Below are 12,921 nucleotides of genomic sequence, written 5' to 3'. Positions count from 1 at the left end.
ACTACCTTTCAATTTTCCATAATCCTTTGTGGATAATATCATTGAGATTAACTGCATTTTGAACTGAATCAGATACTACCAGAGTGTTACTTGCAATCTGGCTATTTACATCACTAATATTTAAAATGCTTTTTAACTTACTATAATACTTAGTACAAATTTTATTTACAATATCACTATTTTGAGTAATGCTAATATTTTCACCAGATGCTCTGCCTTGTATTTTTACATTTCCTTTAGTAATTATAGTACCTGTGTAACTAATATTCCCGCTTAAATACACATCTCCGGCTGAAATAATAACTGAGCTCATATTCTGATTATTTTGTCTATCTATTACTATATCAGGATTACTTCCAGTAGTAACCGGAGTTTCCTTAAAGGAATAGTTTTTACCTTTTATAAATATCCTTTTATTAGGATTGGTATTGATTATTATACAATTATTAGAGCTGTCATTACTTATATCTGTATAATCTACGTTACTATTATTTTGAGGTAGATTTATTTGATTTGATACATTCTTAACAACTGCACCATTATTATAATCTTTACTTAATGTTACAGTATCAGTAGTGGGCACATTTCCCATCTCATAAACTTGCTGAGCAAATTCATATTGTTTACTTAACAAATCACTTTGAAAACTGCTATCATCAGTGTAATTGGATTTATAAACAATGCCATTGCTTATGAAAGCCCCAACACTTATAGTGCTGTTATTATTAGTTGGTAGTGAAATTTTCTTAGTTATATTAAGAGATCCATTGTATTTACTATTTGTTGCATAATTGTAGAAGTGAGCGGCCTTATCAAACACAGTTATATCTTTCTTATCAATAAGAGTGAGCGGATTATAATATTTAAAAAGATAATCAGCTCCATCCTGTGGTATCATAGTTGCGTATGCATTATAATTACCTTTTACTGCTACTGATTCACCAGTTTGATAAGCTTCACTAGTATTTATATATGCTGTTCCCATAATGTAAGCTTTCCCATTAACAATTATCTCGGAACTATCATCAGTTGAATTCATTATAATACTGCTTGAAGATTTCTCCTTAGCTCCAGCCTTTGCATAATCCGTTCTCCTTATATCACTTATTGCATAAAGACCACCGTTAAGATGAGCATAGCTACTTGTCGCATTCATTGCTAGATCATTATCAATTATAGCAGCTTTGGTTACATTTAAATGCGAATCATAAGCACTTCCATTCTCATCTTTTCCTACATAAATATTACTTGCATATAAATTATCGTCAGTTACATTAACATTATTAGCGTTATTTAATAGTCTAAAAGTCCTAGATGTTACCACTTTTCCATTGTAAAAATTTACATTTACACTGTTATTTACAGCTATACCACCGCTATATTTGGTATATGCTATGGACCCACTTCCAGTATTATCACTCCCTTTTATAAATACATCACCACTTACATTGGCTGTATTTACAGAATCTATTATTAAATCTCCATCTGCAGCTATTGCCTTCTTTATGACTCCATTCATAGGCAACGTAACAGATTTCTTACCATAAGTACCTGAATAGTTAGGTATATCTATATAATAAACAGCACTTACCTTTCTCGCTTCATTACCATTATTATCTTGATAAACTGAAACTAAATTCAATTTATACCTAACTGGACTTCCCCCTATTGCAACCCTTTGGTTAGAACTGTCCACACCATAAAAATCACTTTCATCAAATCTAGGCTCTATATCTGTATTAAAATGAACAAAGGAGTATTTATCAGTATCATTAACTGCATTAAGGTTAGCTATTGTCTTCTTTTCTCTAATACAGTTAAGCAAATATTGCTCTATAAAGCTTTTGTAAACTGGCTTAAAGTAATCATTAAGCAAACTTTTTATCCCATCATCATTTGCGGTATAATCATCATTGATCAATCTACTTTTAGTTGGAGCTCCTGTCCTAGGATATGCACAAGTCTGATTATTTCGCATTTTGGAAATCTCACTATCCAATATACTATTTATACTATTTGTCCCAGAATCAAAGTGACTTTCTGCAGCACTATTTCCCTGTGTTATAGCAAGCTTTATTACGCTACCTGCGATATTATAAGCTGTATCAATTCCTGAATCAGCTCCATACAAATGCTCTATCCTTTTACTTTCTGTAATTCTAGATTTATAGTCAACTACTGTCATAGATAAAACAGCTGTTCCAACTGTAAAAACTACAGCAAACAAAACCACTACTGTAACCAAGGTACTACCTTTTTTCCTTCTCACAATTTCACCTCCTATTTTACTACGCTAGACTTAAGGTTATATATTGAGTTACCATTTTTGTTTATAGTTATATTAACGTTATAGCTTTGAGTTTTATTTTTATTAGTAGAAATATTATACACCGTTACAACTCCACCATTAGGTGTTATAGCTGAATTACTGCTGCCTCTTTCCATATAACTACTTATTTCATTCTTCCTATTGTTCTTCAAATATATATTCAATAAGTTTGTAGCAGAATAATTATCAGCAAATGCAATTTTAATCTTGGAAAATGTTTCGCCAATAGTTGTGAATGTACTTGTTGTACCATCCCGCTTTTTGAAATAGATAGTATTATCATCATTAACCTCAATGTATAGACTATCCTCATTAAGCGTAAAGTTACATTGTGAATTATTCACAGAAAATGAATAATTCTTAGAAGTGTTATCTCCACCGATGGTGAGCACTCCATCATAACTAACGGTATTACTTGGGTCAGATAAATTCACTGAAGTATCCCTGCTTAAATTCAGATTAACAACGAAGTTTCCTATATTTATTGGATTATAAACTCCATCACTAGTTCCTGTAAAAGTTTTATTGGAACTATTTACTGATATAGTTTGTTGTATAAAACCACTACTATTTTCTAAGCTAGATGAATTTCTCAAGCCTTCTAAAACCTGTTGTGCCACATATGCAGCTTGTTGCTTATCTTCCCCACCTTTATTGGTCTTCACCGATGTAAGAATTACATTGCTTAGTGGAATCATAATGATAGCTACAATAGCTAGACTCACTATTATCTCAATCAGAGAAAATCCTTTTTTCTTATATCTCATAATATATCACACTACCTTTGAGTGACATTAACAGCTGTTCCCTCACCTGTTATCTTGACTCGAGGATCTGTTCCGTCATCGCCATTTACTATTATAGAAACCACCTTATCTGTATTGTTTATAACTTTTAGATCTACCCCTGCCTTATCACTAGTTCCTTGCCTTAGTGTTGAAAATATATTAAATCGTATATCATCTGATGTCGGTTTAAATCCAATTCCTTTAGAACTGTACTGTAAAGGATAGCTATTTTTACTAGTCTTATACTTGTAATAATAGTTTCCATCTTTATCTTTAGTAAATACTACCTCAAGCTTTTCTACATTAGAGTTATCTGCATACAAATAGCTTGTCCTACTTTGATCACTATCTTTACCTATAGTAAGTGTCGGTAAATCAGAATTTATAGGTTTAGCAATCATAGAAAAATCATTTTTCTCTTCCTTTTGTTTTGCCGAATCTTCAATAGTTGTTGATAAGGTTGAAATCTGACCTCCAAAAGGTGAATCTTTACCATATTTGTTATTTAAAATCCATTTAGAGTAGTCACTATCTTCATCCCCTATTTTAGGAACAGCATAAAACTCCATAGTAAGACTTCCTGAAATATTCTTATCACTAGATTGTGTCATAGATAAATTTGAAAGCACTATCCTCTTGTTTCTTGCTTCCACATTTTTAATAAAAGTAGCAAGATTACTATAGGTTCCTTTAAAACTTAAAGTTACCTTCATCTGCTGAGCAGTATTTCCTCCACTACTATCTTTAGTTTGCCCATTATTATTTTGCTGGGCTGCCTGATTACTATTTCCTGACTGCTGATTATTAGTTACAGTTGTACTTTGAGAAGCTTTATTATTGTATTGATCTGCTAAGGATTGAAGCGATGAGCTAGGTAATGGTTGATAAGTACTTTTATTAGACTCCACACCCTGAACTTGCAAGTTTGAAAAATTCACATTTGCTTTAAGGTTTGATCCTTTTATCAAATCATCTATCTCCAGTATTAATTTTTCTTGAATTAATTCAGGATATAAATTTTTTGATTTGTCACTAATTTTTGCGTTTAATATCTTTACTTGTTCTTTCTTACTATCAAGAGAATTTATCGTAGCCATTACCTCATTATACTTCGATTGAGAAGCCGCTCTCTGCGTCTTTAATCCATCAATTTTCTCTACCTGTTTTGTATAAACAAATTGGTAGTAACCCACAACCACCAAAACTGCTAAAAGTATACCAAGCAAGTATTTTTCTCTTTCACTTATCTTCATTTCTCATCAACATCCTTTAATGTACATTTTAGGTCAAAGCTATAACTTCCACTCTTAGAATCATCTTGATTTATATTTCCTATTTGAGCATCTACTATAATATCAAGATTTTTTATATTATGTTGAAGCTCACCTATAGCCGACATTGTTTTTGATATACCTTGGATACTTAGACTACTACCATCAACAGATACACTTTTAAAATTAATATCGCTAGGAAGTGTTGAATTTATCTTATTCAATAAAGATGATGAAATTGTATCTCTTGAATTTATACCACTATCTATTTTTGCAAGTCCATCCTCATATTTGTTTAGTATATCTAATTTATTATTCAAAGTCTCAGCTTCCTTAACTTTTTCCTGTACCTTTGGAGAACTTACTGCACTTTGATACTTGTCTATTTCTCTATTGATAATGAATATATTAATACTATTCCATACAAAAGTACCAACTACAAACAATATAATAACTGCTGATATAGTATAAATATAAATTTTCTTTCCTACTACTTGTTTCTGCTTCCCTTGATAAGGGGCGAAAAAATTAAAATCATTCATCCTCTTACTCCCCCTTATAACCTTATTATAGCACCTATTGCATTAAGGTACTGTTCTAAAGTTTCATTTGCCAGTTTTAAATTAAGTTCTACGTTTCCTATAGTCCTAACCTTATTAGTTGGAATGGAAAATCTATCAAATACATACTTTTCCATCCCCTTAAGATTAGAGCTTCCACCATATAAAAATATTTTATCTATACTATTACCAACCTTCTTATTTCTATAGAACTGAATAATTCTTTCTAATTCAGAAAGCCATTCATCTACAACGTCTACTGCAACTTTACTAGCTTCATTATTTTCTGACATAGACAAATCTGCCTTAGCCCTCTTTTCTATTTCAGCAGTTTCCAGAGACATTTCTAACCTTCTACTAAGAGCTGCATCTATATTGAAGCCACCAGACTTTATAATTCTTGTAAACTCTAATTTTCCGTTTTTATAAATATTAACATTAAGAGTACTTGCACCCATGTCTATAAAGGCTAAAGTTTGTTCTTTTGAATAACCTTCTCCATTTACTTTATCCCCGTAGTTTACCAACTTATTTAATGAATTATAAGATATATCTAAGGCAAAAGGTTTTAGATTTGCATTTGTTAGAAGTTTATAATATTTTGTAGCTAATTTATCAGGATAAGTTATTACTAAAGCTTTAAACTTTAGCTTAGATTCCACTTGAAATCTATCTAATATAGTTTGTTGAATTATGTAATCATCCATATTTATTGGTAGGTATTGTTGTATTTCATACTTAACTACAGTACTGATTTCATCTTCTTGGACTGCTGGTATGGTAACTTCTCTATTTATTATGCTTGTAGAATTATTTGTACAAACAGCATCTTTTACACTTATCTTATTATTATTTAAAAGCTGCTCTAAGAAAACAGACATCATTTCTTGATTAAGAATATTACCATCTCCAACTGCATCTACTGGAGTCTTAGCACTTATTAGATTCTCAATCTCAAGATGCCCTTTATTATATCTTCCTACTACGATTTTAGTAGTATCGCTCCCAAAATCAAAAGAAACCACCCTTTTATTAAATTCTTTTTTCTTAGGTGCTTTTGTCTCTATAGGTTTATTGGATATTTTATTTTTTATATCACTTATGTCTATGTTCATCAAATCTTTAACTTTGCTGAAATTCATATGTTTGAACCTCCGATTTTATATGTTTGTTTTTTCATGCAAAATATTATTTATTTTATTGATCTACACTCTCTTAGTTTTCATCTTTCAATTTAACTTTAGTTTATATATACCTAAAATTACATTTAATTTAGATTTTAAGCATATATAAGCTAAGAAAAATAAAGTTATAGATGAAAGTGTAAAGTTATAAAAACTTTACACTTTCATCTATATATATTTACTAATTTGTAGCAGTAACCGTTACGCTTTCATCAGTACCAACTACTACATGGTACTTGGTTTTACCTTTCTCTTGTATAGCTCCTACTTGCTTGAAGTAACTAAGCAATCCAGCACTGTCTAATGTACCATTTATTGATGCTGATCCTATTGAAACACCACCAGTAGTTGCAACTACATCGAAACTGTTTCCAGCATTTACACCACCATCAGTTACTAGTGTTATTACAGTCTTTTTAATTGTATCTGCACTAGCATTATCAGCCTTCACCTTTGAATTTTCTCTAATTGTTGAAAAGCTTGGTATTGCTATAGCAGCTATTATAACTATTATAGCCATAACTATAATTAGTTCGATTAGAGTAAACCCTTTCTTTTTCTTTTTTAATCTTGAAGTTAATGCATTTAACATTATTCCTTCCTCCTTAAAATTTTTATTATATACTAAGTCACTACATATTCTGGTACATAGTGAACATTGGTAACATTAATGAGATTACTATAAAGCCTACAATTCCTCCCATTAGTAATATAAGCAATGGTTCTATTAACGCAGTTGTCGTTTGAATTGTAGTTTCAACTTCTTCATCATAAAAGTCAGCAGTTTTATTTAATATTTCATCCAGCGAACCAGACTCTTCTCCTATCTTTATCATAGAAGCAAGCATTGGTGGAAATATACCACTATTTTCTATAGGCTTTGACAAACCTTCACCTTTTATAAGCTCTTCTCTTATCTCTAAGAGTTTACTCTCAGCTATTTTATTTCCAACCACCTCGGAAACCGTCTCAAGGGCCTGTACCAGACTAACTCCACTGGAAAGCATAGTAGATAATGTTCTTGTAAATCTAGAAACAATTATCTTTTGGTTAAGGCCCTTTATTATCGGGACAGTAAGCTTAAGCTTACTTACAAAAAGTCCTCCACCTTCAGTTTTCAAGTAATATCTAATTCCAAAAACAAGTACAGCAAATATAATTAAAATTAGTATTCCATGTTTGGTCAGCCCTCCACTTATAGCTAGCAATATTCTAGTTGTTGCTGGCAGCTGAACTCCGTTTTCATTAAACATACCTATAAAGTTAGGCATAACAAAGGTTAATAGAACAATAACTATAGATACTGACATTATTGCAAGCACAGATGGATAAACCATAGCAGCCTTAATCTTATTATTAATCTTATTTTCTTTTTCAAAGTGAGTAGACATTCTTAGCATTACACTATCTAAATTACCACTCATCTCGCCAGTTTCCACCATACTTATCAGTAAGTCTGGAAATACTTTTCCTTGAAGCTTCATGGATTCAGATAGAGTTTCACCTTTTTTTACGTTGTCCTCTACCTTTGAAAGAGTTTCACGAAGCTTTTTGTTTGGTAGCTGTCTTGCTAGTATGTTGAGTGAATTATTTATAGATACTCCAGCATCTAGCATGGTATAAAACTGTCTGCAGAACACAGCGATGTCTTTTATTTTAACTCTATCAAACATCTGCAGGTTTATTGTTGTTCCCTGATTTATCTCTTCTACAAGAAGAGGGTAATAATTATTGGCACTTATCATTTCCATGACTTCATCTTTAGAGTCTGCGGTGTAGGTTCCTTGAAGCCTTTCACCATTTTCATTCATTGCTTTATATTTAAAACTAGGCATGTTACTTAAATACTCCTTTTCTCAAAGAATCTTTTACTCTTTTAAGAAAGCAATCGAAGCCATTTCTTCTATGGTGGTTACACCATCAAGTACAAGCTCCTTACATGCCATACTAAGAGTCTTCATCCCATTTTTAATAGATAAGTCCTTGAGTTTATTAGAATCTCTAGTTTCTAACATCATATCTCTGTGTTCTCTGGTTATCTCCATGATCTCATACACACCAACTCTACCAGCATAGCCAGTATTGTTGCAGTAACCACAGCCTGTTCCTTTGTACACAGTAATATCTTTTTCATTGTCTTCACCTAAGATAGCCTTTTCATACAAAGATGCTTCATGTGCTTGTCTACAATTCGGGCATATCTTTTTAACTAATCTTTGGGCTACTATCCCAGCAATAGAAGTTGAAACTAGATATGGTTGAACTCCCATATCAACAAGTCTTAATATAGATGAAGGAGCATCGTTGGTGTGTAGAGTACTTAACACCAAATGTCCAGTGATAGCTGCTCTTATAGCTATTTCAGCTGTTTCACTATCTCTTATCTCACCTATCATAACTATATCAGGGTCTTGTCTTAATATTGATCTAAGACCACTAGCAAAGGTTAAACCAGCCTTTGTATTAACATTAACTTGATTTACACCTTTCAAGGTATATTCAACTGGATCTTCAACAGTAACTATGTTAACATCTCCAGTATTTAACTCATTTAATACAGTATATAAGGTTGTGGACTTACCACTACCTGTAGGTCCTGTAACTAGCACTATTCCATGAGGAGACTTTACTATTCTTTCTAAGATCTTTAAGTCCTCACTTTTCATTCCAAGTCTTTCTTTACCTATCTGGTAGCTTTCTCTATCAAGTATTCTTATAACTACCTTTTCACCTGCAACCACTGGAAGTATAGAAACTCTCAGATCAACATCTTTGTTGCCAACCTTAGTTATTATTCTTCCATCTTGAGGAATTCTCTTCTCAGCTATATTCAGTCCAGCTAATATTTTAATTCTTGTAACAAGAGCTGCCTGACTTTCAGGTTCAAGGGAATTAGTTACTTGTAACTGTCCATCTATTCTATACCTTATTCTGATTTCATTTTCAAAAGGTTCTATATGTATATCTGATGCTCTCATTTCCACAGCATTTTTAAACAAATACTCAACCATTTTTACAACTGGCGCATTCTTAATGTCGTCAAATTGTTCCTCTTCTTGAGTATGTATTGTCTTTGCTTCCAATTTTCCCTTTGAAAGCTCTTCTGCTGCCTTGCTTACCTTCTGACTTGAATATTCTGTCTCAATATGTCTCTTAATCTCTTCTCTTGTACTTATATACGTTTCTACCTCAAAACCTGAAGAAATAGCTACATCATCAATAGCGAATATATTAAGTGGATCCCACATGGCAACCAATATCTTATTCTCATTGAATCCAAAAGGAATTAGTTCATATTTATCACAAACACTTTCTGGAACAGCCTTAAGTGCTCTTTTATCGAAACTTGTTATATTAAGATTAACTCTTTTAATTCCAGTCTGCTTCTCCAAAACTTCCATGATGTCTTCTGATGTTACCATGCTGAGTTCAATAAGCATTTCACCAAGTTTTTTCCCAGTTATCCTTTGTTTTTTAAGAGCTTCCTGAAGTTGAGGCATCGATATCTTACCAGATTCCACAAGCATGTCACCTAGTCTTCTCTTAACTACTCCCTCCATAGCATCTCCTTCTAACCCGTAGGGCAAATAATTATAATTAACATAATATAAGTATACAAATTAAGTTTTAATAAAGCAACGGTAAAATTATGCCACAAATTGGCAACCAACATTAATTTTTAATGTTATTTTTTATACTCACTAAATAAATTATTAAATACGGCATTTCTACAAAGTCTGACTATCATTTACATCAATATATAATTTAATCTAAATCATTTTTCCTGTCGAAATTTATTGGTTATTGGTATATATTTTCTTTCATTCTATAAAAAAATATAAAAATACATTTTTCACCACTAAAGTTTTTATAATTCTCTACAAATCTACTATTTAAGGTATTCTGTTTTGATTTTATATCAAAGATAACTCAATATACATATATTGGATTATCTTATTTTCAATTATAACCATCAAATAAACATTATATTCAGTAAAATGTTAACTTTATTGTATTTGTTATACTATTTATACATTTAGATAGAATTTGATTATCTGATTTCCAAACAAGATTGCAATCATAGCGCCAATTGCTAAAAATGGTCCAAAAGCAATATGATCTTTTCTGCTTTTCTTCTTTAAAGCTATAAGAATAACGCTTATAATTGCACCAATGATAAATGCGAAGAAAATCATGACTAACATATTCGACCAGCCAAGGTATATGCCACAAAGAGCTGCGATCTCAACATCTCCTCCGCCCATGGCGCCTGTTATTAAAGCAATTAAGCCAATTACACCTAAGCCTACAATCAAACCAATAAGATATGAATTTATATCATTATGTAGGTAAAACTTATCAATCAAAGTAAATACAATTCCTATGGCTAGACAAGGATAGATAGTCACAGCATATACATCAGTAGTATAAAAGTCAATAAATCCTATTACTATTAAAAACACAGCTAATATTAAAAACTTCAATGTATCCATCGACATACCATATTGATTATAAATTAAAACAAAGACTATACCTGTAAAAAGTTCCGTTAGCGGATATTTTATAGATATTTTACTACCACAATGCCTACACTTGCCCCCTAAAAATATATAACTTATAACAGGAATCAAATCATAGGCTTTTATGTCCGCATCACAATCAGTGCAATGAGACGGCGGGTAGGCTATAGATTCTCCTCTTGGTATCCTATAGATACAAACATTTAGAAAACTTCCTATAACTAGACCAAAAATAAAAACAAAAGCAAAAATCATAATTTCTAGTTCCATATCTTCACTCCTACAATTTCACTTACTATTTATTAGAGGTGTAACCCTCAATTCTAAAACTCTTTTTCAACACTACCCCTAGCTTATGATAGGATGTATAAAATTTCGTTCTAATACTATGTATTAAATCTTTAATTCAACAATTATATAAAAAAACCTTTATTTATTACAATACTTTCCCTTTTTATTACAAACAATTCAATTAAGCTGTAAATTATTTCAAATATTATAAGATAAATTATTTAAAGCTCATCCTCACAGTAGAAATAAGTACAATTTTATAAATTCTCTTCAAAATAAATCATCAATATAGAGGCAAATCGAGTAGGAGCTGAATAATTATTTTATTCAGCGTCCTCTCACACCACCGTGCGTACCGGTCTGGTACACGGCGGTTCCTTAAGTTGATTGAATTTTAATATATTGACGCACTAGGCTTTTCAATCCTATGTCCGAGAAGAATTGATTTGTAAGAGTTGTGTTTAAAATCGCACTATTTGCTACTCGCCAGTATCCTTTACGGGTATTGGCAAACTTTATAGCTTGATAGTGTTCAAGTCCCAGCTTCTTAAGGTTTTTATATCTAGTTCTAACTTTCTTCCACTGTTTCCATATACACATTCTTAATCTTTGCCTTATCCAAATATCTATGTGTTCTACTATTCCTTTGCATTTGGCTATTCCATAATAGTTAATCCACCCAACATTAATTAAGTTAAGCTTCTCTATTCTTTGTTCCAAAGTCATCGGTTTTGACCTAGATAGTATCTCTTTGATTTTATCTTTATGTCGACTCAGTGATTGCTTTGATATAGATGCATATGCTTTTCCATACATTAGGTTTAATGTAAATCCTAGAAATTTTCTTCTCCAAGGTCTATCTACTGCACTCTTCTGTCTATTTACTTTAAGTTTGAGCTTGCCTTCAATAAAAGCAGTTATGTTCTCCATGACTCTTTTACCTGCTCTCTCACTTTTAACATAGATATTACAGTCGTCCGCGTAGCGACAGAATTTATGACCTCTCATTTCTAACTCTTTATCTAGTTCATCTAGCATTATGTTAGATAACAATGGACTCAACGGTCCTCCTTGTGGAGTTCCTTCTTCATTTCTTACCACTACACCATTTATCATTATTCCTGACTGAAGGTATTTCCTTATTAGGGATAATACTCTCTTATCCTTAATGCTTCTTGATAATTTATACATTAAGATATCATGGTTAACCTTATCAAAGAATTTCTCTAAGTCCATATCAACAACCCACCTATAGCCATCATTGATATATTGCTCTGCTTTCTTAATTGCGTCTTTAGCACCTCTTTGAGGGCGGAAACCAAAGCTACTTTCAGAAAATCTTCTATCATAGATACTATTTAATTCTTGAGCAATAGCTTGTTGGATAAGTCTATCCAAAACTGTAGGTATACCTAAGAGTCTAGTACCACCATTAGGTTTTGGTATTTCTACTCTTCTAACTGGCATTGGTCTATACTCACCATTAAGAATACTCTCTCTAATAGATACCCAGTTTGTTTTCAGAAATTGTTTAAGTTCATAAACTGTCATTCCGTCCACGCCATGGCTACCTTTATTAGATATTACTCTTTTAAGAGCCAAGTTCATATTATCCTTGTATAATATCCTTTCTAGTGAGCCATATTCAAATCCACTGATTTTCTCCTTTGGAGTTGCCGAGAATTCTCTATGCACTCTTTGCTTATCTTCGAGTTCCACTCTATCTTGGGCACTAGAGCCTAAGTATTTAGTTTTCTGCAATCTTTGAGTACTCTGCGAAACTTTCAAACTTGAAAACCTCCTTAAAGTTCAGTCCTTCATCCGCTATCGCGATTAGCGGAGTTACTATGACTTCTGCTGACTTCTGATAGTTCAATTACATATCACTATGTAGGTTATCGCTTTAGAAATTCATCTTATCAGCAATGTATCTATCAGACCTCCCCAGGTAAGAACAACAACCTTCATCTCATATATC

The 12,921-nt window shown here is 32.0% G+C and carries 10 protein-coding genes; all 10 read right to left on the bottom strand.

What is annotated here, in order from left to right; genetic code table 11:
* Position 1: 1 nt before the first annotated feature.
* The 10 genes from C1I91_RS05515 to ltrA all read right to left on the bottom strand — a co-directional run bounded on the left by C1I91_RS05515 (position 2) and on the right by ltrA (position 12,731).
* Positions 2-2,269, bottom strand: coding sequence for a hypothetical protein (locus C1I91_RS05515; protein WP_128211881.1), 2,268 nt, complete (start codon positions 2,267-2,269; stop codon positions 2-4).
* An 11-nt stretch (positions 2,270-2,280) separates the two neighbouring features.
* Positions 2,281-3,096 (bottom strand): type IV pilus modification PilV family protein, encoded by an 816-nt coding sequence (locus C1I91_RS05510; RefSeq protein ID WP_128211879.1) that lies wholly within the window; start codon positions 3,094-3,096, stop codon positions 2,281-2,283.
* A gap of 11 nt (positions 3,097-3,107) precedes the next feature.
* A complete protein-coding gene (locus C1I91_RS05505) occupies positions 3,108-4,370 on the bottom strand; it encodes a hypothetical protein (protein WP_128211877.1) in 1,263 nt (420 codons plus the stop codon).
* Positions 4,367-4,930: a PilN domain-containing protein gene (locus C1I91_RS05500; RefSeq protein WP_128211875.1), complete on the bottom strand. Its 564-nt coding sequence runs from the start codon at positions 4,928-4,930 to the stop codon at positions 4,367-4,369. Before C1I91_RS05500 ends, C1I91_RS05505 begins: the two co-directional genes overlap by 4 nt.
* A gap of 14 nt (positions 4,931-4,944) precedes the next feature.
* A complete protein-coding gene (gene pilM / locus C1I91_RS05495; RefSeq protein ID WP_128211873.1) occupies positions 4,945-6,090 on the bottom strand; it encodes a type IV pilus assembly protein PilM in 1,146 nt (381 codons plus the stop codon).
* Between the two features lie 223 nt (positions 6,091-6,313).
* Positions 6,314-6,724, bottom strand: a complete 411-nt coding sequence (locus C1I91_RS05490; protein ID WP_128211871.1) for a prepilin-type N-terminal cleavage/methylation domain-containing protein — start codon at positions 6,722-6,724, stop codon at positions 6,314-6,316.
* 40 nt (positions 6,725-6,764) lie between these two features.
* A complete protein-coding gene (locus tag C1I91_RS05485; RefSeq protein ID WP_128211869.1) occupies positions 6,765-7,967 on the bottom strand; it encodes a type II secretion system F family protein in 1,203 nt (400 codons plus the stop codon).
* 33 nt (positions 7,968-8,000) lie between these two features.
* Entirely contained in the window at positions 8,001-9,692 is a 1,692-nt protein-coding gene (locus C1I91_RS05480; protein WP_128211867.1) for a GspE/PulE family protein, read from the bottom strand.
* Positions 9,693-10,160: 468 nt separating this feature from the next.
* Positions 10,161-10,922 (bottom strand): prepilin peptidase, encoded by a 762-nt coding sequence (locus tag C1I91_RS05475; protein WP_238475926.1) that lies wholly within the window; start codon positions 10,920-10,922, stop codon positions 10,161-10,163.
* A gap of 399 nt (positions 10,923-11,321) precedes the next feature.
* Positions 11,322-12,731 (bottom strand): group II intron reverse transcriptase/maturase, encoded by a 1,410-nt coding sequence (gene ltrA, locus C1I91_RS05470; protein ID WP_205694244.1) that lies wholly within the window; start codon positions 12,729-12,731, stop codon positions 11,322-11,324.
* Positions 12,732-12,921: the final 190 nt, after the last annotated feature.

The organism is Clostridium manihotivorum (assembly GCF_004015185.1).
GTDB classification, from domain to species: domain Bacteria; phylum Bacillota; class Clostridia; order Clostridiales; family Clostridiaceae; genus Clostridium_AR; species Clostridium_AR manihotivorum.
Note: the sequence above shows the minus strand (reverse complement) of the source record. Positions and strands in the feature narration are given on the sequence as shown.

What these genes read in the sequence shown, in the direction of transcription:
- C1I91_RS05510 (WP_128211879.1), bottom strand. Translation starts at nt 3,096, where the DNA reads ATGAGATATAAGAAAAAAGGATTTTCTCTGATTGAGATAATAGTGAGT.
- C1I91_RS05505 (WP_128211877.1), bottom strand. Translation starts at nt 4,370, where the DNA reads ATGAAGATAAGTGAAAGAGAAAAATACTTGCTTGGTATACTTTTAGCA.
- C1I91_RS05500 (WP_128211875.1), bottom strand. Translation starts at nt 4,930, where the DNA reads ATGAATGATTTTAATTTTTTCGCCCCTTATCAAGGGAAGCAGAAACAA.
- pilM (WP_128211873.1), bottom strand. Translation starts at nt 6,090, where the DNA reads ATGAATTTCAGCAAAGTTAAAGATTTGATGAACATAGACATAAGTGAT.
- C1I91_RS05490 (WP_128211871.1), bottom strand. Translation starts at nt 6,724, where the DNA reads ATGTTAAATGCATTAACTTCAAGATTAAAAAAGAAAAAGAAAGGGTTT.
- C1I91_RS05485 (WP_128211869.1), bottom strand. Translation starts at nt 7,967, where the DNA reads ATGCCTAGTTTTAAATATAAAGCAATGAATGAAAATGGTGAAAGGCTT.
- C1I91_RS05480 (WP_128211867.1), bottom strand. Translation starts at nt 9,692, where the DNA reads ATGGAGGGAGTAGTTAAGAGAAGACTAGGTGACATGCTTGTGGAATCT.
- C1I91_RS05475 (WP_238475926.1), bottom strand. Translation starts at nt 10,922, where the DNA reads ATGGAACTAGAAATTATGATTTTTGCTTTTGTTTTTATTTTTGGTCTA.